27 protein-coding genes and 6 pseudogenes are annotated in these 26,119 nt (G+C 61.7%); 23 read left to right on the top strand and 10 right to left on the bottom strand.

Annotation, left to right across the window (positions count from 1 at the left end; genetic code table 11):
- The first annotated feature begins 154 nt into the window (after window positions 1-154).
- Window positions 155-1,786: an electron transfer flavoprotein-ubiquinone oxidoreductase gene (locus tag CR103_RS08125; protein ID WP_099915510.1), complete on the top strand. Its 1,632-nt coding sequence runs from the start codon at window positions 155-157 to the stop codon at window positions 1,784-1,786.
- 114 nt (window positions 1,787-1,900) lie between these two features.
- Here CR103_RS08125 and CR103_RS08120 read toward each other — a convergent pair whose 3' ends face one another.
- Window positions 1,901-4,027, bottom strand: coding sequence for a putative bifunctional diguanylate cyclase/phosphodiesterase (locus tag CR103_RS08120; protein WP_099915476.1), 2,127 nt, complete (start codon window positions 4,025-4,027; stop codon window positions 1,901-1,903).
- A 236-nt stretch (window positions 4,028-4,263) separates the two neighbouring features.
- Window positions 4,264-4,695: a hypothetical protein gene (locus CR103_RS08115; protein WP_099915475.1), complete on the bottom strand. Its 432-nt coding sequence runs from the start codon at window positions 4,693-4,695 to the stop codon at window positions 4,264-4,266.
- A gap of 132 nt (window positions 4,696-4,827) precedes the next feature.
- Here CR103_RS08115 and CR103_RS08110 point away from each other — a divergent pair, with 132 nt between their 5' ends.
- From CR103_RS08110 to CR103_RS08090, 6 genes and pseudogenes are all read left to right on the top strand, one after another.
- Window positions 4,828-5,040 (top strand): DUF3460 family protein, encoded by a 213-nt coding sequence (locus CR103_RS08110; RefSeq protein WP_099915474.1) that lies wholly within the window; start codon window positions 4,828-4,830, stop codon window positions 5,038-5,040.
- 73 nt (window positions 5,041-5,113) lie between these two features.
- Window positions 5,114-5,200, top strand: a pseudogene (locus tag CR103_RS22590).
- A gap of 435 nt (window positions 5,201-5,635) precedes the next feature.
- Window positions 5,636-5,962 carry a type II toxin-antitoxin system PemK/MazF family toxin gene (locus CR103_RS08100; RefSeq protein ID WP_099915472.1) on the top strand — a complete coding sequence of 109 codons (327 nt, stop codon included), beginning with the start codon at window positions 5,636-5,638 and terminating at the stop codon, window positions 5,960-5,962.
- A gap of 8 nt (window positions 5,963-5,970) precedes the next feature.
- Window positions 5,971-6,132 (top strand): hypothetical protein, encoded by a 162-nt coding sequence (locus CR103_RS24305; protein WP_229442898.1) that lies wholly within the window; start codon window positions 5,971-5,973, stop codon window positions 6,130-6,132.
- Window positions 6,132-6,350, top strand: a complete 219-nt coding sequence (locus CR103_RS24300) for a hypothetical protein (RefSeq protein WP_229442896.1) — start codon at window positions 6,132-6,134, stop codon at window positions 6,348-6,350. Before CR103_RS24305 ends, CR103_RS24300 begins: the two co-directional genes overlap by 1 nt.
- A gap of 389 nt (window positions 6,351-6,739) precedes the next feature.
- A complete protein-coding gene (locus tag CR103_RS08090) occupies window positions 6,740-7,270 on the top strand; it encodes a DUF1579 family protein (protein WP_099915471.1) in 531 nt (176 codons plus the stop codon).
- 188 nt (window positions 7,271-7,458) lie between these two features.
- On the opposite strand, the gene CR103_RS08085 is transcribed toward CR103_RS08090, so the two are convergent.
- Window positions 7,459-7,920 carry a nucleotidyl transferase AbiEii/AbiGii toxin family protein gene (locus tag CR103_RS08085; RefSeq protein WP_229442894.1) on the bottom strand — a complete coding sequence of 154 codons (462 nt, stop codon included), beginning with the start codon at window positions 7,918-7,920 and terminating at the stop codon, window positions 7,459-7,461.
- A 55-nt stretch (window positions 7,921-7,975) separates the two neighbouring features.
- Entirely contained in the window at window positions 7,976-8,119 is a 144-nt protein-coding gene (locus tag CR103_RS22585) for a hypothetical protein (RefSeq protein WP_180279324.1), read from the bottom strand.
- Between CR103_RS22585 and CR103_RS08080 the strand changes: the two are divergent.
- A pseudogene (locus tag CR103_RS08080) lies at window positions 8,100-8,501 on the top strand (IS6 family transposase); the annotation flags it as partial. The gene CR103_RS22585 and the pseudogene CR103_RS08080 sit on opposite strands and share 20 nt — an antisense overlap.
- Before the next feature lie 162 nt (window positions 8,502-8,663).
- Window positions 8,664-9,461: a hypothetical protein gene (locus tag CR103_RS22010; protein ID WP_143752545.1), complete on the top strand. Its 798-nt coding sequence runs from the start codon at window positions 8,664-8,666 to the stop codon at window positions 9,459-9,461.
- An 18-nt stretch (window positions 9,462-9,479) separates the two neighbouring features.
- Here CR103_RS22010 and CR103_RS08065 read toward each other — a convergent pair.
- Window positions 9,480-9,589: pseudogene (locus tag CR103_RS08065) on the bottom strand (recombinase family protein); the annotation flags it as partial.
- A 10-nt stretch (window positions 9,590-9,599) separates the two neighbouring features.
- Between CR103_RS08065 and CR103_RS08060 the strand changes: the two are divergent.
- From CR103_RS08060 to CR103_RS08035, 6 genes and pseudogenes are all read left to right on the top strand, one after another.
- Window positions 9,600-9,833, top strand: a pseudogene (locus CR103_RS08060) (recombinase family protein); the annotation flags it as partial.
- Between the two features lie 436 nt (window positions 9,834-10,269).
- Window positions 10,270-10,614: an ArsR/SmtB family transcription factor gene (locus CR103_RS08055; RefSeq protein WP_229442887.1), complete on the top strand. Its 345-nt coding sequence runs from the start codon at window positions 10,270-10,272 to the stop codon at window positions 10,612-10,614.
- Window positions 10,611-11,042, top strand: a complete 432-nt coding sequence (locus CR103_RS08050) for a YeeE/YedE family protein (RefSeq protein WP_099915466.1) — start codon at window positions 10,611-10,613, stop codon at window positions 11,040-11,042. The genes CR103_RS08055 and CR103_RS08050 overlap by 4 nt, the downstream gene beginning before the upstream one ends.
- Before the next feature lie 10 nt (window positions 11,043-11,052).
- Window positions 11,053-11,487 (top strand): YeeE/YedE family protein, encoded by a 435-nt coding sequence (locus CR103_RS08045; RefSeq protein ID WP_099915465.1) that lies wholly within the window; start codon window positions 11,053-11,055, stop codon window positions 11,485-11,487.
- A gap of 12 nt (window positions 11,488-11,499) precedes the next feature.
- Window positions 11,500-12,300, top strand: coding sequence for a sulfite exporter TauE/SafE family protein (locus CR103_RS08040; protein WP_099915464.1), 801 nt, complete (start codon window positions 11,500-11,502; stop codon window positions 12,298-12,300).
- A 32-nt stretch (window positions 12,301-12,332) separates the two neighbouring features.
- Window positions 12,333-13,034 (top strand): MBL fold metallo-hydrolase, encoded by a 702-nt coding sequence (locus CR103_RS08035; RefSeq protein ID WP_099915463.1) that lies wholly within the window; start codon window positions 12,333-12,335, stop codon window positions 13,032-13,034.
- A 176-nt stretch (window positions 13,035-13,210) separates the two neighbouring features.
- On the opposite strand, the gene CR103_RS08030 is transcribed toward CR103_RS08035, so the two are convergent.
- Both CR103_RS08030 and CR103_RS08025 read right to left on the bottom strand, forming a co-directional pair.
- Window positions 13,211-14,632 (bottom strand): MgtC/SapB family protein, encoded by a 1,422-nt coding sequence (locus CR103_RS08030; protein ID WP_218968456.1) that lies wholly within the window; start codon window positions 14,630-14,632, stop codon window positions 13,211-13,213.
- Between the two features lie 77 nt (window positions 14,633-14,709).
- Complete coding sequence (locus tag CR103_RS08025; protein ID WP_370659429.1) at window positions 14,710-15,636, bottom strand: pirin family protein; 927 nt, start codon at window positions 15,634-15,636, stop codon at window positions 14,710-14,712.
- A gap of 185 nt (window positions 15,637-15,821) precedes the next feature.
- On the opposite strand from CR103_RS08025, the gene CR103_RS08020 reads away from it, so the two are divergent.
- The 6 genes and pseudogenes from CR103_RS08020 to CR103_RS07995 all read left to right on the top strand — a co-directional run.
- Complete coding sequence (locus CR103_RS08020) at window positions 15,822-16,733, top strand: LysR substrate-binding domain-containing protein (RefSeq protein ID WP_099915460.1); 912 nt, start codon at window positions 15,822-15,824, stop codon at window positions 16,731-16,733.
- A gap of 73 nt (window positions 16,734-16,806) precedes the next feature.
- Window positions 16,807-19,023, top strand: a complete 2,217-nt coding sequence (locus CR103_RS08015) for a heavy metal translocating P-type ATPase (RefSeq protein WP_099915459.1) — start codon at window positions 16,807-16,809, stop codon at window positions 19,021-19,023.
- Window positions 19,024-19,030: 7 nt separating this feature from the next.
- Complete coding sequence (gene cueR, locus CR103_RS08010) at window positions 19,031-19,468, top strand: Cu(I)-responsive transcriptional regulator (RefSeq protein ID WP_229442885.1); 438 nt, start codon at window positions 19,031-19,033, stop codon at window positions 19,466-19,468.
- 11 nt (window positions 19,469-19,479) lie between these two features.
- Window positions 19,480-20,346, top strand: a pseudogene (locus CR103_RS08005) (TauD/TfdA dioxygenase family protein).
- 37 nt (window positions 20,347-20,383) lie between these two features.
- Window positions 20,384-21,247: an ABC transporter substrate-binding protein gene (locus CR103_RS08000; RefSeq protein ID WP_180279323.1), complete on the top strand. Its 864-nt coding sequence runs from the start codon at window positions 20,384-20,386 to the stop codon at window positions 21,245-21,247.
- Between the two features lies 1 nt (window position 21,248).
- Window positions 21,249-21,866 (top strand): annotated as a pseudogene (locus CR103_RS07995) (ABC transporter ATP-binding protein); the annotation flags it as partial.
- Window positions 21,867-21,917: 51 nt separating this feature from the next.
- Here CR103_RS07995 and CR103_RS23300 read toward each other — a convergent pair.
- The 3 genes from CR103_RS23300 to CR103_RS07980 form a co-directional block, all read right to left on the bottom strand.
- Window positions 21,918-22,100, bottom strand: coding sequence for a DUF378 domain-containing protein (locus tag CR103_RS23300; RefSeq protein ID WP_229442907.1), 183 nt, complete (start codon window positions 22,098-22,100; stop codon window positions 21,918-21,920).
- A 245-nt stretch (window positions 22,101-22,345) separates the two neighbouring features.
- A complete protein-coding gene (locus CR103_RS07985) occupies window positions 22,346-23,077 on the bottom strand; it encodes a YcbK family protein (RefSeq protein WP_370659428.1) in 732 nt (243 codons plus the stop codon).
- A gap of 83 nt (window positions 23,078-23,160) precedes the next feature.
- Window positions 23,161-23,688, bottom strand: a complete 528-nt coding sequence (locus CR103_RS07980; protein WP_099915457.1) for a GNAT family N-acetyltransferase — start codon at window positions 23,686-23,688, stop codon at window positions 23,161-23,163.
- Between the two features lie 238 nt (window positions 23,689-23,926).
- Here CR103_RS07980 and CR103_RS07975 point away from each other — a divergent pair, with 238 nt between their 5' ends.
- Window positions 23,927-24,958 carry a sulfate ABC transporter substrate-binding protein gene (locus tag CR103_RS07975; protein WP_218968455.1) on the top strand — a complete coding sequence of 344 codons (1,032 nt, stop codon included), beginning with the start codon at window positions 23,927-23,929 and terminating at the stop codon, window positions 24,956-24,958.
- Between the two features lie 266 nt (window positions 24,959-25,224).
- Window positions 25,225-26,118: a serine hydrolase gene (locus tag CR103_RS07970; RefSeq protein ID WP_099915455.1), complete on the top strand. Its 894-nt coding sequence runs from the start codon at window positions 25,225-25,227 to the stop codon at window positions 26,116-26,118.
- The last annotated feature ends 1 nt before the right edge of the window (window position 26,119 follow it).

The raw sequence follows: 26,119 nt of genomic DNA, 5'->3' as shown, positions 1-26,119 counted from the left end.
CACCAGACCGCTCTTGCTGATAAACCCCCGTAAAATGGCGCCGAAGTTGCAATCGCCGCCAAAAAGCCGCACACTCGTGCTTAAATTTTCCACCGATGACAAGACCATGACAGAGCCAACCACCAGTTTCGAACAATACGGTCCACGCGAGGCCATGGAATACGACGTTGTCGTCGTCGGCGGTGGGCCTGCCGGCTTGTCGGCCGCGATCCGCCTCAAGCAGCTTGCCACCGAACAGGGCAAGGAAGTGTCGGTCTGCGTACTCGAGAAAGGCGGCGAACTGGGCGCGCATATCCTGTCGGGCGCCGTGATGGACCCGCGCGCGTTGACTGAACTGATCCCGAACTGGAAGGAACTGGGCGCGCCGCTCAACGCCGCAGTGACCGAAGACCGGATTTTGTTCCTGACCGCCACAAAAGCCTACCGCACGCCCAATTTCATGGTGCCGGCATGTTTCGAGAACCACGGCAACTACGTCGTCTCGCTCGGCAACGTGGTGCGCTGGCTGGGCCAGCAGGCCGAAGCGATGGGCGTCGAAATTTTTCCCGGATTTCCCGCCGCTGAAATTTTGTACAACGCCGACGGCTCGGTCAAGGGTGTCGCCACCGGCAACATGGGCGTCAAGCGCGACGGCGAACCGGGCGCCGACTTCCAGCTCGGCATGGAGCTGCATGCCAAATACACGCTGTTCGCCGAAGGTTCGCGCGGTCACCTCGGCAAGCAGCTGATGGTCAAATACGACCTCAATGCCGGCAAGGATCCCCAGTCTTACGGTATCGGCATCAAGGAATTGTGGGAGGTCGACCCATCGAAGCACCAGAGCGGCCTGGTGATCCATACCACCGGCTGGCCGCTCGACGCCGGCACCTATGGCGGCTCGTTCATGTACCACCTGGAGAACAACCAGGTGGCGGTCGGCTACGTCGTCGGCCTCAATTACGAAAACCCCTATTTGTCGCCGTTCGAGGAATTCCAGCGCTATAAAACCCACCCGGCCATCCGCCCTTTTTTCGAAGGCGCCAAGCGCATTTCATATGGCGCCCGCGCAATCACCTCGGGCGGCCTGCAGTGCTTGCCGAAGGTCGTGTTCCCGGGCGGCGCGCTGATCGGCTGCGACGCCGGCTTTCTCAACATGAGCCGCATCAAGGGCAGCCATGCCGCGATCAAGACCGGCATGATGGCGGCCGACGCCGCGTTCGCCGCACTGGGCGAATCGCGCCAGCACGACGAACTGGCCAGCTACCCGCAAGCGTTCGAGCAATCGTGGCTGAAGGAAGAACTGCACGTGGCGCGCAACGTCAAGCCGTGGCTGTCGAAAGGGCTGTACCTCGGCTCCGTCATGACCGGCATCGACCAGATTTTATTGCGCGGCAAGGCGCCATGGACTTTGCACCACACGCATGCCGACCACGAGTGCCTGAAACCGGCCGCCAACTACACGCCGATCGCCTATCCCAAGGCCGACGGCAAGCTCACTTTCGACCGCCTGTCGTCGGTGTTCATCTCGAACACCAACCACGCCGAAGACCAGCCGATCCACCTGACCTTGAAAAACACGAGCGTGCCGGTAGACATCAACCTTGCCAGGTATGCCGGGCCGGAGGCGCGCTACTGCCCGGCCGGCGTCTACGAGTACGTACCGACGGAAGGCGCGGATAAGCTGCGGCTGCAGATCAACGCCCAGAACTGCGTTCACTGCAAGACGTGTGACATCAAGGACCCGACGCAAAATATCGTGTGGGTGACGCCGGAGGGTGGCGGCGGGCCGAATTATCCGAATATGTAATTTTCGGCGTCGCCCTCGCGAAAACGCGGACCCAATTTCGTAGAGTAGCGATGCAATTGGATCCCCGCGTGCGCGAGGATGACGGTTTTTCGGTTAGCGATGGATTTTCCGCTATCAAGCCGCAACGTGCGACGCCAGCGCCATCGCCTCCAGCTCCGCTGCCGCCATCGGGTGCGCAATCACAAACCCTTGCGCATAATCGCAGCCGGCGTCCGCCAGCAGCGCGCGCTGCAGCGGCGTCTCGACGCCCTCGGCCACCACCTTCAATCCCAGCTTGTGCGCCATCACAATGATCGCCTCGCACAGCGCCAGGTTGCCGTCGCCGGCATTGTCGTCCAGCGTGGCGACGAACGAGCGGTCGATCTTGACGAAGTCGATGTCGAAGCGCTTCAGGTGCGACAGCGACGAGTAGCCGGTGCCGAAGTGTTCGAGCGCCACCTGCAGCCCCATCGCGCGGTACTGGCGCAGCCGCTCGATCACCTTCTCGACGCCTTCCATCAGCACGCCTTCGGCGATCTCGATGACGATGCTTTGCGGCGGCAGCCCGATGTCGGCCAGGTAATCGAGCCATGCCTGGTACAGGCCGGCGTCGCGACGGAACTGCACCGGCGACTTGTTGACGCTGATCTGGAACGCCGGGTCGATGGTTTTCTGCCACAGCTGCACCTGGCGCGCCGCCTCGCGAAACACCCAGTCGCCGATCTCGACGATCAGGCCATTCGATTCGGCGAACAGGATGAATTCGGCCGGAGCGAGCAGGCCGCGGGTCGGATGGCGCCAGCGCAGCAGCGCCTCGGCCTTGCGCACGGCGCCGGTGGCGAGGCAGATGATCGGCTGGTAGGCGATCTCGAACTGGCGTGCCTCGATGGCCGCGCGCAGGTCAGTGGCGATGTTGCGGCGCTGCCGCGCGGCGTCTTCCAGGTCGGGCGTGAAATAGCTGAAGCGGTTACGGCCGGCCTTTTTTGAGGCGTACATCGCCTGGTCGGCGCGCGCCAGCAGGTCGCCGACGGTACCGGCGTCGGGCGGATACAGCGCCACGCCGGCGCTGGCGGAAATGAACACGCGCTCGCCTTCCAGCTCGAACGGCAGCGCGATCGCCGCCACCAGCGCCTGGGCGACGCGCTCGACGCTGCCGACATGGTCGATGCCGGCCAGGATCACGGTGAACTCGTCGCCGCCCAGGCGCGCCAGCGTGTCGGAGACGCGCACGCAAGCGCTGATGCGGCGCGCGGCCTCGACCAGCAGCGCGTCGCCAGCCGCATGCCCGAGCTGGTCGTTGACTTCCTTGAAGTGGTCGAGGTCGATGAACACCAGCGCCAGGAAGGCGCCGCCGCGGTCGGCCTTCTTGACCGCCTGGCCCAGCCGGTCCATGAACATGTGGCGGTTCGGCAGGCCCGTCAGTTCATCGAAATTGGCCTGGTGCCAGATCTGTTCGGACCCGGCGCGGGGGGCGGGAATGTCGGTCACCAGCGCCAGCGCACCGACGTAGGCGCCGGCGCCGTCGACGATCGGATTGATCGCCATCGAGGTCCATACCGCGTTGCCGTCACGCCGCAGCAACTGCAGTTCGTGGCGCTCGGCGATGCCGTCGCGGCAGCGCGCCAGCCTGCGCTCGACGATGGCACGGCCGTCTGCATCCATGAAGCCGGCCAGCGGTCGGTTCAGCATCTCCTCGATACTGTAGCCGAGAAGCGCTGCCATTTTCGGATTGACGAAGCTGGTGTGCGCGCTGGCGTCGATCTCCCAGATGCCTTCGCTGGCGCTGTGCACGATGCGCCGAAAACGCTCTTCGCTGCGCTCCAGTGCGGCCAGCATGCCCTCGGCGTGTTCGACCACCACCCGCAAAGCCTGGCCGCTGCCATCGGCGTTGGCCAGCAAGGTCACCGCAAAGTCGGCGCCTGCGTTCGATCGCCGCATGCGCAGCCGGCATTTTTCCGGCATCGGGCTATTCAAGGCGCGGCTGATGAAGCTGTCGAATTGCGCAACCCAGTCGTCGCCGATGAAACTGCGAAAACGGTGTGCGCCGGGATCGGCACGATTAATGCCGAGCATGTCGGCACCGACCAGGTTGGCCAGCAGGATGCGACCGTCGAAGGCGACGACAAAATAGCCGACCGGCGCCAGCAGATGGAGCTCGTTGAAGCGCGCCGCCTCGTCGTCGCGGCGCTTGCGTTCGACGCTGACGCCGCTGCTGTGCATCAGCGGCGCGGCGCGATTGCGATCGTTGTCCGTATCACCCATATCACCCCGCAGGCGCTAGAAGCCGGTTATCTTGCTTTCGAAGCAAGATTAGCATGCGACTTCCAGTCTGTCGAGTTTATTGATGGGTCCGGCTCAACCGCCGTTGCACGCTATCGAACGCCAGGCTCATGCATTAATAGATGGCCGCCGCCGCAGCTCGCGCGCCTTGACGCTGCTTGCGCAGGCTGGCGACCATTTCGAAACAGAAAGTAGTCTCACATCCGAAATATGGCAAGTCAGGCCGACATTTTGCGATTGCGCGAGCTGAATTTGTGGCCGCTGACCAAGATCGTGCTGGCAACCAAGCTGGACAAACCGATAATCAGCTGCACTAGGCGGTCCTCGGGCAGCACCCACAGCTGGCCGGCCGGCTCCACCCCGCCGGTCGCCGCCACGATCAGCGGCGCCACCCATTGCGCATCGGACTCGACGTCGAGCACCACCGCGTCGCCGCTGGTCTGCATATAAATGTTGCCCCCTGCCGCCAGGCTGAAGCAGACGCCATAGCCGGTCTCCTGCGGGCCGATATGCTCCTGCAAACTTTGGTTGTGCTCGTCGATCCACAGTTCGACGTCCTGCGGCGTTTCCAGCGCGGTCCACGGCACCGGGCGAAACCGCGGCGGCGTGCCATCGCCGGCCGGCGATGCATTGTGCGACTCTTGATTCATTGCGACTTTAAAATTAGGCTACTGACGGCATATATGCTACGTCATTTCAGTCGCGCAGTACATGGCGGATATTTCCGACCAATCATTGAGCGCGGCCCGGCTGCATGCGGACGGGCGGCGAATGGAGCATGTATGAAAACGGATTCTGTCAACAAGCGTGTCGGCCAAGGCGGCTACGTATCGGAGTATGAGCAATTCCTCAACGTTTTTCTGGCCAGCCGCCCTGAAGTGAGGGCCGACCAGAAACGGGGATGGGATATCTGGTGGGACCACCAGGTTGACTCGACGGACCTGGAACCGCGGCGCAATGATGATGTATCGGAAAAACCCTATAAATATCAGTAAATTAAGTGAAAAAATTAATATTGAATTTGATGAATATTAATTGCTTTAATGGAATGTGCGGTAACATGCATTCGCGCGGCTCGCTTATTGGTAAAGCCCAGTCGAAGTCGGTTTCACACCTAAGACTGATAACCAGGTTCGATTCCTGGGCCACGCACCATCTTTCCAACTCTTGCAGAGCGCCGCCGATCCGGTTGATCAGTGTTGACGGCTCCATGGCGCTCTGCAGGTGCCCCCGAACGTCGCCGGTCTCGCCAACAGCGCGCCAAAATCGGCATGCTCCCCCTCGGTATTTCTGCACCAGCGGTGCAGACGCGGCAATCGCGGCGGCATCGACTCTCTAATCCGCTTGCAGTGAACGCAGACACCGCCTAACCAACGAAATCATCCATTTTTGTTATCGTATTTGCGAAAGTGCATCGATTTAATCATCATCCTGATGAATACCGGCCTGCCTTTTGCACGCCGGACCAAGCGTTTCCAGTTCCAGGAGCGACACCATGCGCGCCGAGTTGCTGGCCGCATCGGACTATTCGCAACCGCAGTCAGCCGAGGACCGCGAATGGGTCGATGCTCCCGCCTTGGGCGGTGAGCTATGAAGCGAGGCGACATTTACCCCGTGTCGTTCGACCCGACGGCAGGGCATGAGCAAAGCGGCTGTCGCCCCGTCCTGGTCGTGTCGCCCGCTGAGTTCAATGACGCGACCAAGCTGCCGCTGATCCTGCCGATTACCAACGGCAGCGAATTCGCCCGCCGCCTGGGCTTCGCGGTGCACGTGACCGGCATCAAGACCACCGGCGTCGTGCGTTGCGATCAGCCACGCGTGATCGACTTGGTCGCTCGGCATGCCCGCAAGGTCGATACCCTGCCGGAATCCATCATGGAAGAAGTGCTGGCGAAAGTCACCACGCTGTTCGAGTAAGCATGAGCATGAGCATGAATCAATTTCGCCGACTGGCAGCGAAGCTGGATCAGCACATGCAACAGCTTTCTGCCCAGGGCGTCAACGACGCCCATGCCATCATCAATCACTTGATGGGATACGTGCCGACCTGCACAGAATTTGGGTCGGAACATCCAACGCCCAGCTGATGGCACTGTCCAACGAATTTCCCGAGTTTTACCGCTACGCCCTCCTCATGGAAGAGGCGTCCGAAGCCGAAGGCAATAGGGGATCGCGGTCTTATGACGGCATGGCCCAGTTTTTGGAACAGCACAAACAACTGGCGGCTCAATTGCTGGCAACAGCGGCAACACTTGAACGCGGCTATCAGGCGTTTCTTGGAAGCGGCAAGCTGCATTGGCAATGACTTTCCGATCTGGACAACGTCAAAAGCTCTCTACGTGCGCGGAGCACGGAACCCAAGGCGTTGGAGTACGTGGATGAAGCGTTCGGCCGCCTTGCCGGGCGCATTCAGAAACTTGCAGATTGAAGTTAGGCTGACCGAATTTTCTGGGGTGCCGGCTCGCCACTAAATGTCGCTTACCGCAGCTTCGCTCCCATTGGGCCCATCTGAGACGCGAAAAACGTCTCGGTGGTAGCGCCTCGCATTGGTGTACCTGTACGGTAGAATCGTCCCCAGGCAACTTCCGCTTTCGGCCAGGCAACCATTCAGAAGTTTACCTACCGTGCAAGTCCGCGTAATTGTTGATCGCTTAGCGGACGTGCGAACATCAAACATTTTTCTCTGCCAATAAAATGATCCATTACAGCTCAAAAATTATAGGTATTTTTTGTTCCGTTCCTCTGCTGTTCCTGTCTACTTTCTCATACGGGCAGGACATAGCAAGCAGACCTAATCTCCTGCAACAACTAGACGGAATCTGGACGATGTCTGGTGACGTACGCGGTAAACCGGTGACTTATTCGCTTGAAGCTAAACCAAGCCTATTAGGAGCTTTTACCGAGTTGCGAATGCAAGATATTGAGATTCCGGCGAAGTACGCTGCGAACGTGTATATCGGCTATGACCATGCGACGAAGGCGCTGATTGTTCATTGGATGGATAGCTTCGGCGCAAAATATTCCATTCCTCATGGTACAGGCGGTCTTAAAGAAAACATGTTGCAGTTCACGTTTCCATACAAAGGCGGTACCTTCCGGGACACTTTTACCTTTGATCCAGAGGGAGGCTATTGGACCTTCGTTTTGGAATCGCAGCAACCGGATGGAGGTTGGAAGCATTTTGCAAAGTATAAGGTTGTACGGAATATATCAGGTAGGAATTAATCTGTTGGACTATGATCCAGCCGTACGCTTTAGAAGCGGACTGTCAACATACGAGCATTTCATTTACAGTTAGCGTGAGCACGCTGCCGTCGAATGCGAACACGTTTGCCAATATCGTGAGCATGACCCTCTTGTCATTTGCAGTTAATTTGAGCCAGAAAACGCGTCGAACGCGAGCATGCCTGCTTTCAAATGCGAGTCGCTACACCTATGGGGAGATGGACAAATTCCGCCGGTTTAAGCTTACCAATGATGTCTCGGCTCGCGACCGCCCTGTCGCGGTATCGATCGGCGTTGGCCAGCAGCTTCTCCGCGTACATGTCGGCGCGGGTCAGCGCCGGCACGCCAGTCAACGAATTCAGCTCGCCCGCGATCTGGATGCGACCCTCGCTGACGATCTCAAACTTCACGGGCATGCCGTCGACGCGCAGGAACGTACGAATGCCGTAGCGGTCCGCGCGCACGTCCCGAGCCAGCTCCACCGGCCGCGACAAGATCGCGCCCAGGCAAGTATTGTCGATCGTGTTGCGCAGCTCGCGGTATCCATCCTGTGACGCACAGAGGAAGTCGATATCGACCGACTTCCGGTACTCGATCAGGGCCAGGACAATCGCTGTGTCGCCGCCGAAGAAGCACTTATTCTCGGCCAAGAAATCATTATTGAGGGCAGGCAGCAGGGTCTGGATCCGATTGTGATGGTCCCGCTCAAAGATTCATGAGTCCATGGCCGCAGGTTTCTATCAGCTCGTCGATCAGATGGCGCTCTTGGTCGTTCAGCTGCTCCGGATCGACGAAGCGCCAATTGCTCTCGTAGATCAAGCAGTAGGCGATTCGTTTCTTGCCGCCCATCGAGAAAATGGCTCGCAAGCACAAGCGTCCGGTCGGCGGCATCTGGCGGATGGATGAAACGTACATCAAGGTCAAAGGCATCTGGAAATATCTCTACCGCGCTGTCGACAAGCAGGGCAAAACCGTCGACTTCGTGCTCACTGCCAAGCGCGACATGGCCGCAGCCAGGCGCCTCTTCGACAAGGCGATGACAGCGAACGGCGCGCCGGACAAGGTCGCGATGGGCAAGAGCGGCGCCAACAAGGCGGCGATCGACGAGATTAACGCCGGCCGCGCCGTGATCACTGTCCGCCAAGTCAAATACCTTAACAATATTGTTGAACAAGACCATCGAGCGATCAAGCGCGTGACCAGGCCCATACTGGGCTTCAAGTCATTCCGCATGGAATCAAGGCCGTAGTCTTCTCGTAAATAGTTATTGAAACCATATTTTCAAACAGATACCATGGCAATGAGTTTTGAGAATTGGAGTGAACGTGGAACATGGAAAAATCGCAATTAGCGGAATGACGTGGTAAGGCGGTCACTCCGCAAGGCGGCACTGGTGCCACTTTTTTTGTCCAGCATCGGCGCATTGGCGGGCTGCAGCCATGTTATTGCCCAAACAAAGTCGCGAGATCAGTTTATCGCTACTGCGGCAAATCCCGATGTCCGCTACCTGCCAGGGTCGCAAGTGCTGGCGGATCGGCTTGCTGCGAAGATTGGGCACTCAATTGAAGTAGTAGAGCAAGCTCATGGGGTCAAATTCACCCACCCACCACGCGTGTTTGTCTGCACGACCGAATGCGTAGTTGCCTTTGTACTTGGTAACAATAAGGATCCCGCCACGCAGTCTGGTGATTCGATCTTCATGAATGAAGATCTGATATTGCAACGAGAACAACACCGTGGCGTGCCAGCTGACGGATTCCTTACCCATGAACTTGCACACTTACTGCTATATCAACGTGCCGGAATAATTGCTTACCTTCGCGTGCCGGCATGGTTCAAAGAAGGCGTCGCTGTCATGACGTCCGATGGGGCGGGATTGTCGGCGACGCCGGCAGAAGCGGCGCAAAGCATCCTGGATGGCAAGTCCTTCGATCCTGCCGAGTCCGGCAGCGTGTTTCGCAATCGAACTGCAGCCAGCTACGACCTGCGGGCTCCGATTTTTTACCAGGAGGCCGCCTTGTTCGTATGGTATCTGAACGACAAAAATCCGACAGCCTTTAAGTTGGCATTGAAAGGTATCTTGAACGGCGACGATTTTCAGGAGAGTTTCGGCCAGGCTTATGGGCAGTCGATCTCGTCGCAATGGCCGGGATTTCTTGTTTCGATGAGGCAATTGGTCGCTGAGCGATGACGCGCGATCGCATACTCATTTGGCCAGTCCAGGCCGCTCGGCGCGGCTGCCGCTGATCTTGTCCTCAAAGATCCTTTGGCAACCGGCCTTGGTCAACGCGTCGAGACGCGCGCATAGCCGATCAGCATGCCAGGGCCCAAGGCGCTGGAAATGCTGCGTGACGGCGACACTCTTGCCGCCTGGAAACTGGATCGCCTTGGCCGCAGCGTCAAGAACCTGGTCGATTTGGTCGGCGAACTGCACAAGCAAGGCGTCCAGTTCAAGAGCTTCACCGATACCATTGACACCGGGACACCATCCGGCAGGTTCTTCTTTCACGTCATGGCCAGCTTGGCCGAGATGGAGCGGAAGCTGGCAATCGAACGCACCCGCATCGCCCGACGACGAGCGCCAGTGGCTCAAACGCTTTTATGGCGAGCGTGGCGGCGCAGGACTAACGCCAGAAGCTGGCGGCGCTAAACGTGCCGCTGGCATCGCGCGTGCCGCAGATCGAACTGTCGCTGGAGCGGCTGCGCTGGCTGCCCGAGCTGTCGGGGGGGGGGGGCGTTCATCGCGGTGAACCTGGCGCCGTTTCACTTGTGGGTGTTCAAGGCGGTCAACGCGGCGCCCGTACTGGCGACGCGCGTCACCGTCGGCAACATTGTCGACCACGATAGGCGGTCGCTTGTTCCACCTTGACATTGGCGTCGAGGAGGCTGATGCGCGGTGCGCTGCAGCCCGCACCACCCTCAAAATACCCTATATTGAATTATAGTTTATTTAGGAATATAATATATGCGTACAAATTGACTGCAAGGAACGATCCATCATGAAGCAACCCGTCCAGTTCGACCCCGCCGCAATGCACGCGGCGGCATTGCAGGCATGCGGCCTGTTGAAAGTGCTCGCCAACCCTGACCGGTTGCTGCTGCTGTGCCAGCTCACGCAAGGCCCTCTTTGCGTCAGCGAGCTCGAAAGCATCCTGGGAATCCAGCAGCCAACGCTCTCCCAGCAGCTTGGCGTGCTGCGCGACGAAGCACTGGTGACGACGCGGCGCGAAGGCAAGCAGATCTTCTACAGCATCGCCAGTAGCGAGGCGATGGCAGTGATGCAGGTGCTGTACCAGCTGTATTGTAAAAAAACCGACGGCGCAACAATGGGAGCAACATCATGATGATCGACTGGACAAGTTTTACGCCGTGGACCTCCTTGGCCGGTGGTGCATTAATCGGACTGGCCACAGCAATGTTCTTGTTGTTCAACGGCCGCATTGCCGGCATCAGCGGCATCCTTGGCGGCCTGCTGCAATGGCCAAAGGGCGACATCGGCTGGCGCGTCGCATTCCTGCTCGGCCTGGTCGCTGCCCCTGCCGCCTACGGCCTGTTCGCCCCGCTGCCCGCAGTGCAGGTCGACGCCGGGACCGCAACCCTGGTGGTCGCCGGCTTGCTGGTCGGCATCGGCACGCGCTATGGCGCCGGCTGCACCAGCGGCCACGGCGTATGCGGACTGTCGCGACGCTCGCCCCGTTCGCTGGTGGCGACAGCGGCCTTCATGGCGGCCGGCTTCGTCACCGTTTTCATCGTTCGTCACCTCATCGGATAAGGAGCGCATCATGCACATCATCATGGCACTGCTTGCCGGCCTGGTCTTCGGCATTGGCCTGATCGTCTCCGGCATGACCGATCCATCAAAGGTCATCGGCTTTCTCGATCTGGCCGGGTCCTGGGACCCGTCGCTTGGTTTCGTCATGGGCGGCGCGATCCTGGTCGGACTGGTCGCGTTTCGGTTTGCCGCGGGGCGCGACAGGTCGCTGCTCGGCGACGCCATGCGCCTGCCGACAGCAACCCATATCGACCGTCGGCTGGTGCTGGGCGGGCTGGCCTTCGGCGCCGGCTGGGGACTGGCCGGTTATTGCCCCGGCCCGGCGCTGGCATCGCTCGCCAGCGGCGGCAGCAAGCCGCTCATTTTTGCTGGCGCGATGGTCGCCGGCATGGTGATCTTCGCATTGCTGGAACGCTTGGCGGCACGCGGCAAGCAAGCCGTCTAAGGGAAACCCACCATGTTGACCGTGCTCGCACTGGGATTGGTGGTGGGCGTCATCCTCGCGCTCACCGGCGCCGGCGGTGGCATCCTGGCGGTGCCGCTGCTGGTGTTCGGCATCCAGATGAGCGTTGCCCAGGCCGGCCCGATTGGTTTACTGGCGGTCGGCATGGCGGCCGCGCTCGGCGCCGTGCTCGGCCTGCGCGAAGGTATCGTGCGCTACCGCGCCGCCATGCTGATCGCCGTGTCCGGCATGCTGCTGTCGCCGCTCGGCATGTGGCTGGCACATCGGCTCGACAACCGCTGGCTCAGCGTCCTGTTCGCGATGATCCTGCTGCTGGTGGCATTTCGCACCTTGCGCCAGGCGATGCGCCCGGCGGTAGCCCTCGCGGCCGATGTCGATTCGCCGCATCCCTGCAAGCGCGATGGCGGGACTGGCCGTTTCATCTGGACCAGCAGTTGCGCGCGCGCGTTGGCCTTGTCGGGCACCATCGCCGGCCTGCTGTCCGGTCTGCTCGGCGTCGGCGGCGGGTTTGTCATGGTGCCTGCATTGCAGCGCTACACCGACCTGGCGATGCGCTCGGTCGTGGCAACCTCGCTGGCAGTGATTGCCCTCGTTTCGGTGACCGGTGTCGTCGCCAGCGCCGCCACCGGCGGCATGGCGTGGCGCGTCGCCATGCCGTTTTCGGCCGGCGCGCTGGCCGGCATGCTGGGCGGGCGCGTCGTCTCGGCGCGCCTGGCCGGTCCCCATCTTCAGATCGGCTTCGCTTGTGTGGCGGCGGCGGTTGCCGTCGGCATGATCGTCAAGTCGACCTTTTGAACTGCCTTTAACCTCGCCTCTGGAGATTCGCAATGAATGTCAATCCTGTTCAGCTGTTCGATGTCGACTCGTCGACGTTTTCCTACATCCTGGTCGCCGACGACAATACGTCGGCCGTTATCATCGACCCGGTCGAGCGCCATTGGCAGCGTGATTTGGCGCATCTCGAGCGGCTCGGTTTGAAGCTTGCCTATGTGCTGGAAACCCACGCGCATGCCGACCATGTGACATCGGCCGGCAAGCTGGTTGACGTCACCGGCGCCCGAGCCGCGGTGCCATCCGGCTGCGGCATTATGCCTGCTGAAGTGCAGCTGAAAGACGGCGATGTCATCCGCTTCGGTGCCGACGAACGGATTGAGGTGCTGCACACACCCGGCCACACCGCGGGCAGCGTCAGCTATGTCTGGCGCGGCAACGTTTTTACCGGCGACACGTTGCTGATCGACGGCTGCGGACGCACCGACTTCCAAAGCGGCAGCTCGCAAGCGCTGTACGACAGCGTCATCGGCAAGCTGTTTGCGCTGCCTGATACGACCCGCGTGTGGCCCGGTCACGACTACAAGGGGCAGTCGGTGTCGACCATCGGATGGGAGAAGCGCCACAACGCCCGCCTCGCCAATCGCAGCAAGGAAGATTTCGGCGCGCTGATGGCGGCGCTCAAGCTGCCAAAACCGATATTGATGGACATCGCCATACCGGCGAACCAGAACCTGGGGCTGCCGCATGGCGCCTGACAGGTAATTCGGCGACACGCTGCAAGCGCAGTTTGCAGCGCGCATCCAAGCCACACGAACACCATCATTCTGATACTAAGTTCGACACGCCTGACCTATGCTCTCCTCGCATCACGAAGCTGCGGTCAACGCGACTCGCCTTTTCCTGTACGCCGACATGAGCGTTGAGCAAGCATTTAATTGCCTACCCATGCGCCAAGCCAGACTGCAATGATCATTAATGCGAGCCCCGGTACGATGTGCGCTGCATAACGAGTCCCTCCCGATTTGAAGGCAACTACCGCTTTCATCATGGTATTGGTGGTGAGGCCCACAAGAATCGGACCTATTGCCTGATCTATTGAAATCTTGTTCGCGGCCGTCAGCGAGGCAGCCGATGCCGCGGTCGCATGCGCATCGATCAAGCCAGTCAGTGCAGCGCCCAGCAACATGCCACGCGCGCCCAACCAAGCGTTCAGTCCGGCTGTCCCAAGCACGATCAGTCCAATCAGTGCGGCAAACAGCGCGGCCATTTTGAGATCGAAGGCGCGTCCCACATCGAGTTCCCGGTCTTCGCCGCCGCTGGGTGGCATCTTCGTCATGAAGAAGATCAGCCCGTAGCCGCCGGCTGCCACGCCGCCGAAAATCAACGGCAGCATCAACGCAATCAATAACGATGATTGCACCATCCCGATGACAACTGCCATCTGAATCATCGTTGCAACAGAGGAGAACAATGCCCCGGCGACGGCGCCACTCATGACGGATTCTTGTCGTGAAGCGCGTTCGCCCATGGAATAAATGGTCGCGGTGCTGGAAACAAAACCCGAAGCGAAGCCAGCCAGTGGCAGGCCATAACGCGCCCCCAGTGAGCGCATGGCAACATAGCCAAGGGCGCTGATCGCCATGACCAGGACGACCAGGAGCACCAGCGCGTGAGGATTGAGTGCATCGAACGGCCCCATGTAGCGGTCTGGAGCCAGCGGCAACACGATCAAGGCCATGGCAGAAAAGAAGATAATGTCGCTTAGTTCTTGCTCTGTGAGCACATTGCGCACGAAATGGTGGATCCGATAGCGTTCTGCCAGCAGCAGGGCAAGGACAACGCCCACAGCAGCGGCCAGGACTGGATTGCGAATCGCAAAACCGCCCAGCAAGCACGTCAAGAGTAGTGCAAACTCAGTCGTCAAACCAGGATTCTGATCGTGTGTCCGCTGATACGCGACCAATGCCCCGGCGCCGACAATCAGCGCTGTGACCGCCGTGACCATTCCACCACCGAGCAGGACGCTGATCGCTCCGAGCATGGCCGCGACAGAAAAGGTCCGAATGCCGGCCGCATTTCGCGTTGGGCTCGTATCTTTGCGGCGTTCGCGCTCCGCGCCAACCAGAAGGCCGATGCCAAGTGCGACACAGAGTCCAAGGAACGTGGTTCGGTCGGCCAAGGTGAACATTTTTACGCTCCTTTCTTGAAGCAGGGATCGATAAATATGTCGCCCGATCGGGGTGATTTTGGCCGGATGCGATGCCAGGCTCCCGGTTTGCCGCAGTGGTCGAGTTTTTTCGGCGCAGGCATCAATGTGGCCGAAGCCGCCACCGACGAAGGGGACCGAGCCCATCTGTCAGAACAGCCAGTTCATAGTTACCCCGTTCGACGGCGCATAGCCTGCATGGTCAGTCATCGATATCTGCCGTCTTACGGATAGTGGACCGGTTTGTCCGGCGAATCCGGCAATGGAATGAACTCCGTTTCGCCCGCCACTGGCGGAAACGCTTGCGCCTTCCAATCCGCCTTGGCCTGTTCGATCCGCTCGACCGAGCTGGAAACGAAATTCCAGGTGAGATAGCGCGGGCCGTCCATCGGCTCGCCTCCCAGCAGCATCACGCGCGCACCGGAACCGCCGCCGGCCAGGGTCAGCGTGGCGCCCGGTTTAAGTACCAGCAATTGGCCGGCACCGAAGCTGCCGTCGCGCCCCAGGTCGAGCGACCCGTCGACGATGTACAGCGCCTGCTCGGCGTATTCCGATGGCATGGCCAGCCGCGCACCGGGCTGCAACTGCAGGTCGACGTAGAACAGCGGCGAACTTGCCGGCGCCGGCGAGGCCTGGCCGAAAAACCGGCCGGCAATCACGCGCGCCGTGGCGCCCTCGCCTTCCACCACCGGCAGCTCACTGGCGCTCGTGTGCGAAAAAGCGGGTTCCGTCTCCTCCAGTTCGCGCGGCAGCGCAACCCAGCATTGCAGGCCGAACAGGCTTGATCCGGCCTGGCGCTGGTCAAGCGCGGTACGCTCCGAGTGGACGATGCCTTTGCCGGCGCTCATCCAGTTGACAGCGCCAGGGCGGATCGATTGCACCGTTCCAAGGCTGTCCCGGTGCATGATTTCACCATCGAGCAGATACGTCACGGTCGCCAGCCCAATATGCGGATGCGGACGCACATCGAGTCCCTGTCCGGCGGAAAAAACATGCGGCCCCATCTGGTCGAGAAAGACGAACGGCCCGACCATGCGCCGCTGCTTGCTCGGCAGGGCGCGCCGCACGATGAATTGATCGCCCAGATCATGGGTGCGCGGCACGACGACGACCTCCAGGGCGGTATCGGATTGCTGATTCATGGCACTTATCTCCCCGTAACTTAGCGCGGTCGCGGCGCACGCCGATTCTATCGCCATCGGCATTTTTGCAGCGCGCTTGTCAAGCTTCGAGCCCGAGCATTGCCGCGGCGCATGCTGGAAGCTTGTGCCTCACGCTCGCCCGGAGCGACCCCATGTAAAGTATTATTGGACGTACCCATTTTCGAAAAAATTCAATGTTAAAACTGAGCCTTGACGCCTTGTTTACAGTCGACGCCATCGCGCGGCGCGGGTCGTTCTCGGCCGCGGCCAAGGAATTGTTTCGCGTGCCTTCCACCATTTCGTACACGGTCACCAAGCTCGAGGAAGACCTCGGCGTGCAATTGTTCGAACGGTTCGGCCCGCGGGTGGCGCTCACGCCGGCCGGCCAGGAATTGCTCAAGGAAGGGCGCCACCTGCTGAAAGTCGCCGGCGACCTCGAACGCCGGGTGCGCCGGGTCGCCTGCGGCTGGGAAACCGAGATCACCATCGCCATCGATTCGATGCTCTCGCCCGCCGGGTTGCTGGACGACCTGGCGGCTTTTTACGAAGTCGCCGACCAGACCCGGGTGCGCCTCGTCAAGGAGCAGCTGTCGGGTACCTGGGAAGCGCTGCTGGACCGGCGCGCCGACTTGGCTGTAGGCGCCGCCGGCGATGGCCCCTCCGGCGGCGGCTACACGGCCGAGCCGCTCGGCACGCTGTCGTTCGTCTTCGTCGTCGCCCCGCACCACCCGCTGGCAACTGTTGCGCACGTCCTGGGCAAGGCCGACCTGGGCCAGTACCGGGCTGTCTCGGTGGCGGACTCGGCCAGGCTGCTGCAGGCACGCACGGTCGGATTGTTGTTCGGCCAGGACACGGTGGCGGTGCCGGACATGCAGACGAAGTACCAGTTCCAGCTTGCCGGCATGGGCTTCGGCTTCCTGCCGCAAGCCTGGGTGCGCGCGGACATCGCGCGCGGCGCATTGATCGAAAAACAGGTCGAAGAAGCCAAGCCCGACGAGACGCTGTATCTTGCGTGGCGGACTGGCGAGGCGGGAGCCGCCCTTACCTGGTGGAAGGAGCGCTTGCGCGCATCGCGGCCCCTGGCCCGCATGCTCGGTCCGGCCTAGCAGAACACGCTTGACCTTCCCATCGCTGGAAGCCGTATGGTGAAGACTGTAAAAATTTGTTCGGGAAAATTGCATGAAGTCCGCCCTGTCACCAACAAGCACATCGATCGACCTCAGTTTCAAGGTCAGCGGCATGACGTGCGCCTCGTGTGTGGCGCGTGTGGAAAAGGCCTTGAACGCCGTTCCGGGCGTCGAGCATGCCTCGCTCAATCTCGCCACCGAAAAGGCCCACGTGACGTCAAAGGAAGGGGTGACTGTCGATGCGCTGTTTAGCGCCGTCAGAAAAGCCGGTTATGAGGCGGCTCTGGCGCAAGACGGCGCGCCGGCGGAAATCGCCGGTGCGATGCCGTCGTGGTGGCGGGTGGCGGCATCGGCCCTGCTCAGCCTGCCTTTGATCCTTGCCATGCTGGCCATGCCGTTTGGCAAAGACTGGGCGCTTCCCGGCTGGGCGCAACTGGCGCTGGCAACCCCGGTGCAGTTCTGGCTCGGTGGCCGTTTCTACAAGGCCGGCTGGAAGGCGCTGCGCGCCGGCGCCGGCAATATGGACTTGCTGGTGGCGCTCGGCACCTCCGCCGCGTATGGCCTGTCGCTGGTCCTGCTGTGGACGCAGCGCAGCCACGCCGGCATGCAGCATCTCTATTTCGAATCGTCGGCCGTCATCATTACCCTGGTCCTGCTGGGCAAGTGGCTGGAAGAGCGCGCCAGGTACCAGACCGTCGCGGCAATCCGCGCGCTCGAGTCGCTGCGCCCCGCCACCGCGATCGTGCGGCGCGACGGCGTCGACAGCGAGGTGCCGATAGCGATGGTGCGGCGCGGCGACACTTTCATCGTACGTCCTGGCGGCCGCGTGCCGGTCGATGGCGTGATCCTCGAAGGCAGCAGCGACCTCGATCAATCGCTGCTGACCGGCGAGAGCCTGCCGGTTGCAAAAACCGTGGGCGACCTGCTCACCGCCGGCGCCGTCAACGCCGATGGCGTGCTGGTGGCACAGGCAACTGCCGTCGGTGGCGCGACGATGCTGTCGCAGATCATCAAGATGGTGGAAGACGCGCAGGCGGTCAAACCGCCGATCCAGCGCCTGGTCGACCGGGTCAGCGCGGTCTTCGTGCCGGTGGTGCTGGCGATCGCGGCGCTGACGTTTGCCGGCTGGGGCCTGGCCAATGGCGACTGGCAGCAGGCCTTGCTCAATGCGGTAGCGGTGATGGTCATCGCCTGCCCCTGCGCCCTCGGGCTGGCGACGCCGACCTCGATCATGGTCGGCACCGGCGTCGCCGCCAGGTACGGCATCCTCATCAAGGACGCCGAGGCGCTGGAAACCGCCCACGCCGTCACGCTCGTCGCCTTCGATAAAACCGGTACCCTGACGCAAGGGAAACCGGCCGTCGTCGCCATTGTTGCCGCAAGCCGGCCGGAGATTGAGCTCTTGCAGCTGGCGCGCGCGGTCCAGCAATACAGCGACCACCCGTTGGCCCGTGCGGTCGAAGCGGCGGCATCACAGCGCGGGATCGATTTACTTGCCGGCGCGAACGCCAAGGCGCTGGCGGGGCGCGGCGTCCAGGCCGACGTCGAAGGCATGACCGTTTTCCTTGGCAACGCGCGCCTGATGCAAGAACTCGGCGTTGCGACCACCACGCTGGACCAGCTCGCCGCGCAGCACGAGAATGCGGGCCGCACTGTTTCCTGGCTTGCCGTCAAAGGTGACAGCGGCGTCGAACCAGGTGGCCTGCTCGTTTTTGGCGACACGGTCAAGCCAACCGCGCAGGCGGCGGTATCCAGGCTCGACCAGATGGGCATCAAGTCCCTCATGCTCACGGGCGACAATGCCGGCGCGGCACGTTTCGTGGCCGAGGCAGTCGGGATTGCCGACGTCAGGGCCAGTTTGCTGCCGCTGGACAAGGCGCGCATTGTCGCCGAACTGAAACAGGCGGGCCAGAAAGTGTGTTTCGTCGGCGACGGCATCAACGACGCCGTCGCGCTTGCGGCGGCCGACCTCGGGGTTGCCATGTCCACCGGCAGCGCGGTCGCGATGCATACCGCCGCCATCACGCTGATGCGCGGCGACCCGCAGCTGGTCGCGGAAGCGATCGACGTGTCGAAAAAAACCTACCAAAAGATCAGGCAGAACCTGGGCTGGGCCTTCGCCTATAACATCGTGGGGATTCCACTGGCCGCTTTTGGCTACCTCGATCCGCTGATTGCCGGCGCGGCAATGGCGCTCTCGAGCGTCAGCGTGGTGTCGAACGCGCTGCTGCTGCGCCGCTGGAAGCCGGCCGCAACGATCCAGAAATAACCGGAGCATGGCTATCAACATGATCAACAGCATGACCATCGGCCAGGCAGCGCAAGCTTCCGGCGTCAACGCCAAGCGCATCCGCTACTACGAAAGCATCGGCCTGGTCGCCAGGGCCGGCCGCACCGGGGTCGGCTATCGCCAATATGCTCAAAACGATGTGCAAACGCTTCGCTTCATCAAGCGTTCACGCGAGCTTGGCTTTTCGGTCGAGCGCATCAAGACGTTATTGGGACTGTGGAAGGACCAGGATCGCAAGAGCGCGGACGTCAAAGCGCTGGCGCGCCAATACGTCACGGAGCTCGACTGCGACATCGAGAAACTGCAGTCCATCCGCGACCAGGTGCTGCAACTGTCCGCATGCTGCCAGGGCAACAACCGGCCGGAGTGCCCGATTCTTGACGAGCTCGCCGAACCGGTTGCAACTCACCGCAAGTCGCCGTAACCGGCCAAAAATTGGTCCCACCGCTGCAAACTATCCGTGTCGAGCCATTCGACGCGCCGCTGGGCGCCGACGTCATCGGCCTCGACCTGGCCCGCCCGCTCGGCGACAGCGACTTGGCCGCGCTGCACCGCGCCCACCTCGAACACCACGTGCTGGTGTTTCGCGACCAGCGCATCACGCCATCCCGGCAGGTTCAATTCAGCCGCCGCTTCGGCCCCTTGCAGATCCACGTGCTGCGCCAGTTCCAGTTGCCGAGCGATCCCGAGGTGCTGATCATTTCGAACATCGTGCAAGACGGTCAGCCGATCGGGCTTGGCGACGCCGGCCATTACTGGCACTCGGACCTGTCATACAAGGCGGTACCGAGCCTGGGCTCGATGCTGCAAGCGCAGGAGTTGCCGACCTAAGGGGGCGACACGCTGTTCGCCAACCAGCATACCGCATGGGAAGCGCTGCCGCCCTACCTGCAGCGCGCGGTGGAAGGGGTCAGCGCCGAACACAGCTACCTGGCCAAGTATGCAGAGCTGCAACGGCGCAATCCGTGGCGCCCGAATTTGACCCAGGCCCAGATCGACGAAGTGGTGCCGGCGGTGCATCCGATCGTGCGCACCCACCCTGAGACCGGGCGCCGGGCGCTATTCGTCAGCAAGCATTTCACCACCCGCATCATCGGCTTGCCGGACAAGGATAGCCGCGCGCTGCTGGACGAACTGTTCGATCACAGCACCCGGCCAGAGCACATTTACCGCCATCAGTGGCGCGACGGCGACATGGTGTTCTGGGACAACCGCTCGGTGATGCACCTCGCTGCCGGCTGCCCGCAAGACCAGCGCCGCAAGCTGTACCGCACCACCATCGAGGGCGACGTTCCCTTTTGAATGCCTGGTACCCATGCACCATTATGAAAGACTTGTCATGACCCATCTGCTGTCCACCTTCGCCGCCCTGACCCTGGCCACGTTGATTGCCGCCGCTCCCGCCCATGCCGAAGGAAAACTTCGCATCGCCGAGCAGTTCGGCGTGGTCTACCTGTTACTCAACGTTGCCCAGGACCAGAAGCTGATCGAAAAGCACGGCCTGAAAAACGGCGTCAAGATCGACGTCGACTGGATCAAGCTGTCAGGCGGGGGCGCCGTCAACGACGCGCTGCTGTCGGGCTCGATCGACATTGCCGGCGCCGGCGTCGGCCCGCTGTTGACGATCTGGGACCGCACTGCCGGCAGGCAGAACGTCAAGGGCGTCGCGTCGCTCGGCAACTTCCCCTATTATTTGGTCAGCACCAATCCCAAGGTGAAAACGATTGCCGATTTCACCGACGTCGACCGCATCGCGCTGCCGGCATCGATCGTATCGGTGCAGGCGCGCATCCTGCAGATGGCGGCGGCGAAGCAATGGGGCATCGGCGAATTCAAGCGGCTCGACCGCCTGACGCAATCGATTCCGCATGCCGATGCAGCCGCCGCCGTGATCGCCGGCCAGACCGAGATCAACGCCCACTTGACGTACCGCGCCCTGGTCGACGCGCTGGCCGAAGCGGCTGCCTCGATCGCAAACAATGCGGCAGCGGCGGTCGACTCCTATTTGCGCGTCAACAAGAGCAGTATCGACCGCGCTTTCCTGCTGAAAGTGATCAGGAATCCCCAGGTCGAGTTCAAGGTGGCCCCGCAAAATACGCTCGGCATGGGGCAATTCATGTTCAAGGCGGGCGCGTTGAACAACCAGCCGAAGAGCTGGCGCGATTATTTCTTCGACCATCCTGCACTTGCCGCCGGGAGCTGACATGAACGTACGGCCATTCCAGTTGGTGACGACCGACCCGCTGCTGCGCGCGCTGGGCGTCACGCTCGAGTACGCCGGTGCCCGGGGCACCGTGCGCACCACCGACGACGTCAGTTTCGACGTCTACCGCGGCGACCGCTTCGTGCTGCTGGGGCCGTCCGGCTGCGGCAAATTGACCTTGCTCAAGGCCGTTGGCGGCTTCATCGCCCCGCACGCCGGCAGCTTGTTGCTGAACGGCCAGCCGATCCTGCGGCCCGGTCCCGGCCGCATCGTCATGTTCCAGGAATTCGACCAGTTACCGCCGTGGAAAACGGTCAAGGGCAATGTCATGTTTCCCTTGCTGGCAAGCGGCATGGCGCGGCCCGACGCCAAAGCGCGTGCCCTGCACTGGCTGGCCAAGGTCGGCTTGTCGGCGTTTGTCGACGCCTATCCGCACACCCTGTCGGGCGGCATGGAGGCGCGCGTGGCAATCGCCCGCGCCCTGGCGATGCAGCCTGACATTTTGTTGATGGGCGAACCGCTCGCCGCCCTCGACGCCCTCACCCGCTGCCAGATGCAGGAGCAATTGCAGGCGCTGTGGAAGGAAATAAAATTCACCATGCTGTTCGTCACCCATTCAACGTGCGCGCATGTTCCTTCCAGGCATGGTAAGACGGCTGCGGCCGGCCCGCTAGCCGTCCGACCGGCTCCCCCAGCGGCTGACCAGGTAGATCGCATACAACGCCGACACGCCGACGAGGATGTAGACCAGCCGCGTCAACGTGCTCTGGGTGCCGAACAGCGTGGCCACCAGATCGAAACTGAGCAGGCCCACCAGCGCCCAGTTCAGCCCGCCGACGATCAGCAAGGCCATCGCAATGTAGCCAACCGCCGACAAGCCGGCATTGTGGCCGGCGCCGCTGGCCGTGGTGCGCCGTTCCGGAATGTGGCGCCGCTCGGTCGAAGGGATGTTCATCGTTGCCATTACTACCTCCTGGTTGCTGTGGTTGTAACGCCACCACCGGCGGCGCCCCGGCCCGCCGACTGGCAGGATCGAGGGTGAGACAACAAAAACGCCGCCAAGTTTTGCCGAGCCCGCTTTAAGGCGAGCCGCCGACGCTAGCCTTTCCAGCTACGCTTGAGGCCGGTGTCGGCATGGATCCAGCCGCCGTTCGCACCGGCACGGTAGTAGAAACCAACCCCGCCCTGGCGGAAGCTGCGCACCAGGCCGCCGAGCACTTCGGCGTTCAAGTTGGCGATCCGGATGTCGGCCGCCTTGCCCTCGATATGCAGCGACTGGCGCGCGGCCGGCACGCCCTGCTCGATCAGCCTGGCGTTCGACTTGGCGGTGCGGTAGCCCGACAGGATTTCGAGCGGCTGCTCGATGCCGTAGCGCGCCACGAAGGCCTGGGTGCCCCACAGCGTCTCGAACAGTTTCGGATCGATCGGCGCGGTTTCCTTGCCGTTGACGTCGCGCAGGATGTGGCACAGCTCCTGGTAAGCCGAGTCGATTACCTCGCCGTCACGCCAATACAGCACCTTTGCCTTTTCGCCGCTTTGCGGGCGGATCACCGACAAGGTACGCGGCTTGAGCCAGAATTCGAGGTCGAGCGCCTGGGCGTCGAAGATATCGGGCGGCGGCGCCATGCCGGCCGGCTCGGCCAGTATGTGAGTCCGGTCGGGGGTTCGCGACGCCACATTGGCGCTGCGGCCGGCATCGGTCCCCGCGGCTGTTGCCGTGGACGCTTTCGAGGCGGCGCTGGTGGCAGCACAGCCGGTCAACGGCACTGAGAACGCGCCAAGCGTGGACAGGCATAAGCCCTGGTGTAGAAATTCTCTGCGCGAAGCCATAAGGTACCCATCAATGAAACCCGGCCACTATAACGCAAGGCGCCTGCGCGGGGGAATCAAAGCGTAACGTGGCCGAAGAGCAATTATGGCGCGTTGCAGTTGCAGAAGCGCTTGCCACCAGCGGCGTCCGCACCCGGCGCGGCGTTCAGCTTTTTCCAGAACAGGCTGCATTCGAGGCCATAGCAGGTTTTTTCCATGCCGCCGTTGGTATAGCCATTGCGGGCGAAAAAGTCACAGGCGCCGGCGGTGCTCTTGAGGCTCAAGGCGCCGATTCCCCATGCGCGCGCTTTCGCCTCTACGCTGTCCAGCAACGCTTTGCCGACGCCGCAATGCTGAAATTCCGGCAACACATAACACAGCGGCAACTTGCCCGATTGTGTCAACAGCGCAACGCCCACCAGTGCGCCATCGCGCACCGCCACCAGCATATGATTGGTCGGCGAGGCGATCCAGCTACCGATCGTGGCCGGGGTCTTGTTGCCGAGCCAGGCGTCGAGCCTGGCGCTGTCGTCCTGGTGGTCCTGTTGACAGCATTCCTGGATCGAACGGCGCAGCACGACGCAAGCGGCAGCCGCGTCTTCGAGTGCCGCAGGGCGGACGGTTGTACCCATGGTAATAAACAATAAGCAATGGTTTCGAGAAAAAGGTATTACTACCTTTCAATGTGCATACCCTTTAACTATACACTGAAGACGAGCACGTTGCCGGCTGAGCTAAACTTCGGCGTCAAGGTTGACGCGCCGCTGCAACAGCAGGTTTTAAGCATATGACAAAATAGTACTTCCGTTTTCCGGCCGCATTCCGGACCATGCTTTTCTCTACTACCAACACCGCACACGCGAGGACAAGATGACCATTGCTACGCCGTTCCACCCACGCCGCCGGATCCTCGCCATGAGCCTGGTCCTGGGCGCGCTGTCGCTGCCCTTTGCCACCAGTGCGGCGCGCGCCGCCGACGTCGAATTGCTCAACGTGTCATACGACGTGGCGCGCGAACTGTACAAGGAAATCAACCCGGCCTTCATCGCCGAGCACAAGAAAAAGACCGGCGAAACCGTCGTCATCAAGCAGTCGCACGGCGGCTCGAGCAAGCAGGCGCGCTCGGTGGCGGACGGGCTCGAGGCGTCGGTGGTGACGATGAACCAGGCCAACGACATCGACATGCTGGCCGACCGCGGCCTGGTGGTCCAGGACTGGGCCAAAAAATTCCCGCACAACGCCGCGCCTTACTACTCGACCATGGTATTTCTGGTGCGCAAAGGCAATCCGAAGCAAATCAAAAACTGGGACGACCTTGCCAAGCCTGGCGTCAAGGTGGTGATCCCCAACCCGAAGACCGCCGGCAACGGCCGTTACACTTACCTGGCCGCCTGGGGTTCGGTATTGAAAAAAGGCGGCACCGAAGCGCAGGCGCGCGAACTGGTCGGTCGCCTCTTCAAGAATGTGCCGGTGCTCGACGCCGGCGGGCGCGCCGCCACCACCACCTTCACGCAGCGCGAAATCGGCGACGCCCTGGTGACGTTCGAAAACGAGGTGCAACTGGTGCGCCAGGAATTCGGCGACAACTTCGAAGTGGTCTACCCGCCGACCTCGATCCTGGCCGAGTCGCCGGTGGCCGTCGTCGACAAGGTGGTCGACCGGCGCGGCGTGCGCAAGCAGGCGACAGCTTATCTGGAGTTCCTGTACTCCGAAGCTGGCCAGGAGATCGGCGCCAAGCACTTCATGCGCGTGCGCTCCGCCAGCGTGTCGAAGAAATACGCCGCCAACCACAAGCCGATCGCCCTGTTCACCGTCGACGAATTGTTCGGCGGCTGGAAACAGGCGCAGAAAAAGCATTTTGACGACGGCGCCGAGTTCGACAAGATTTACCAGTTCAAGTAATTTACCGCCGCAGCTTGTCTAATTGAAAAGGCTCTGCCGCAGCGCAGGGCCTTTTTCACATGAAATTGTCATAATAGGGAGCTTTCTACTTGTGCGCCATAGACACACCCGGGGGCTTGGTGATATCGTCTTAGGCTAAGCAGTTGCTTTACGGCTAAAGTTGCTCCAAAGCCAGAGCGCCTCACAATCAGATTATTTTCATTTCGCGCAGCGCCCTCGTCCCTGGCGCCCGACATTGAACCGCCACACCCCACCAAACTGCCCAGATGAAAAAATTATTCGCCACCGTCCTGTTGACGGTCTCCGCCGCGTCCGCCATTGCCGGTGCGTACGGATCGCAATCGGTTCTCGTCGTCGAAGACGATACCGGCAAGGTTTTGATCGAAAAAAACGCCAACGCCATCGTCCCGATCGCCTCGCTGACGAAGCTGATGACCGCGATGGTCGTGCTCGATGCCAAGCAGGACATGGACGCGCCGATCTCGATCGACAAGGAAGACGTCGACGTGCTCAAGCACAGCACCTCGCGCGTGCCGGTCGGCGCCAGCATCGCCCGCCGCGACGTGCTGCAGCTGGCGCTGATGTCGTCGGATAACCGCGCCGCCGCGTCGCTCGGCCGCACCTACCCGGGCGGCACCGCGGCCTTCAAGGCCGCCGTCAAGGCCAAGATCGCCGCGCTCGGCATGACCCAGACTTCGATCGAAGAGCCGACCGGCCTGTCGCCGAACAACCGCTCGAATGCGTCCGACATGGTAAAGATGGCACTCGCCGCTTCGGCCTACCCGGAAATCGCCCGCATCACGACCGACTCGAAAGAGATCATCAACATCAATGGCCGCGGCGTCGAATACCACAACACCAACCGCTTCGTCGGCGCCAAGGGCTGGGACATCGGCCTGTCGAAAACCGGCTATACCGAAGAAGCCGGGCGCTGCCTGATCATGCGCATCAAGGCAGCCGGCAAGAACGCCACCCTGGTGCTGCTCAATGCCGGGGCGTCGTCGGTGCGCGCCTTCGACGCGGTGTCGATCCGCCGCTTCATGGCCGGCGAAGACGTCCGCGTCGCGCGCGCCCATCCGCGTGCCGAAGGCCGCGCCGCCAAGGCGTCGGCGCGCACCCGCATCGCCAAGCACACCAAGGCGCGCCACCGCCGCGCCTAAG

It is taken from the genome of Massilia psychrophila (assembly GCF_002760665.1).
In the GTDB taxonomy this organism is placed as follows: domain Bacteria; phylum Pseudomonadota; class Gammaproteobacteria; order Burkholderiales; family Burkholderiaceae_D; genus JAFCUW01.
Note: the sequence above shows the minus strand (reverse complement) of the source record. Positions and strands in the feature narration are given on the sequence as shown.

What these genes read in the sequence shown, in the direction of transcription:
- CR103_RS08125 (WP_099915510.1), top strand. Translation starts at nt 155, where the DNA reads ATGGAATACGACGTTGTCGTCGTCGGCGGTGGGCCTGCCGGCTTGTCG.
- CR103_RS08120 (WP_099915476.1), bottom strand. Translation starts at nt 4,027, where the DNA reads ATGGGTGATACGGACAACGATCGCAATCGCGCCGCGCCGCTGATGCAC.
- CR103_RS08115 (WP_099915475.1), bottom strand. Translation starts at nt 4,695, where the DNA reads ATGAATCAAGAGTCGCACAATGCATCGCCGGCCGGCGATGGCACGCCG.
- CR103_RS08110 (WP_099915474.1), top strand. Translation starts at nt 4,828, where the DNA reads ATGAAAACGGATTCTGTCAACAAGCGTGTCGGCCAAGGCGGCTACGTA.
- CR103_RS08100 (WP_099915472.1), top strand. Translation starts at nt 5,636, where the DNA reads ATGAAGCGAGGCGACATTTACCCCGTGTCGTTCGACCCGACGGCAGGG.
- CR103_RS24305 (WP_229442898.1), top strand. Translation starts at nt 5,971, where the DNA reads ATGAGCATGAATCAATTTCGCCGACTGGCAGCGAAGCTGGATCAGCAC.
- CR103_RS24300 (WP_229442896.1), top strand. Translation starts at nt 6,132, where the DNA reads ATGGCACTGTCCAACGAATTTCCCGAGTTTTACCGCTACGCCCTCCTC.
- CR103_RS08090 (WP_099915471.1), top strand. Translation starts at nt 6,740, where the DNA reads ATGATCCATTACAGCTCAAAAATTATAGGTATTTTTTGTTCCGTTCCT.
- CR103_RS22585 (WP_180279324.1), bottom strand. Translation starts at nt 8,119, where the DNA reads ATGGGCGGCAAGAAACGAATCGCCTACTGCTTGATCTACGAGAGCAAT.
- CR103_RS08055 (WP_229442887.1), top strand. Translation starts at nt 10,270, where the DNA reads ATGAAGCAACCCGTCCAGTTCGACCCCGCCGCAATGCACGCGGCGGCA.
- CR103_RS08050 (WP_099915466.1), top strand. Translation starts at nt 10,611, where the DNA reads ATGATGATCGACTGGACAAGTTTTACGCCGTGGACCTCCTTGGCCGGT.
- CR103_RS08045 (WP_099915465.1), top strand. Translation starts at nt 11,053, where the DNA reads ATGCACATCATCATGGCACTGCTTGCCGGCCTGGTCTTCGGCATTGGC.
- CR103_RS08040 (WP_099915464.1), top strand. Translation starts at nt 11,500, where the DNA reads ATGTTGACCGTGCTCGCACTGGGATTGGTGGTGGGCGTCATCCTCGCG.
- CR103_RS08035 (WP_099915463.1), top strand. Translation starts at nt 12,333, where the DNA reads ATGAATGTCAATCCTGTTCAGCTGTTCGATGTCGACTCGTCGACGTTT.
- CR103_RS08030 (WP_218968456.1), bottom strand. Translation starts at nt 14,632, where the DNA reads ATGGGCTCGGTCCCCTTCGTCGGTGGCGGCTTCGGCCACATTGATGCC.
- CR103_RS08020 (WP_099915460.1), top strand. Translation starts at nt 15,822, where the DNA reads ATGTTAAAACTGAGCCTTGACGCCTTGTTTACAGTCGACGCCATCGCG.
- CR103_RS08015 (WP_099915459.1), top strand. Translation starts at nt 16,807, where the DNA reads ATGAAGTCCGCCCTGTCACCAACAAGCACATCGATCGACCTCAGTTTC.
- cueR (WP_229442885.1), top strand. Translation starts at nt 19,031, where the DNA reads ATGGCTATCAACATGATCAACAGCATGACCATCGGCCAGGCAGCGCAA.
- CR103_RS08000 (WP_180279323.1), top strand. Translation starts at nt 20,384, where the DNA reads ATGACCCATCTGCTGTCCACCTTCGCCGCCCTGACCCTGGCCACGTTG.
- CR103_RS23300 (WP_229442907.1), bottom strand. Translation starts at nt 22,100, where the DNA reads ATGGCCTTGCTGATCGTCGGCGGGCTGAACTGGGCGCTGGTGGGCCTG.
- CR103_RS07985 (WP_370659428.1), bottom strand. Translation starts at nt 23,077, where the DNA reads ATGGCTTCGCGCAGAGAATTTCTACACCAGGGCTTATGCCTGTCCACG.
- CR103_RS07980 (WP_099915457.1), bottom strand. Translation starts at nt 23,688, where the DNA reads ATGGGTACAACCGTCCGCCCTGCGGCACTCGAAGACGCGGCTGCCGCT.
- CR103_RS07975 (WP_218968455.1), top strand. Translation starts at nt 23,927, where the DNA reads ATGACCATTGCTACGCCGTTCCACCCACGCCGCCGGATCCTCGCCATG.
- CR103_RS07970 (WP_099915455.1), top strand. Translation starts at nt 25,225, where the DNA reads ATGAAAAAATTATTCGCCACCGTCCTGTTGACGGTCTCCGCCGCGTCC.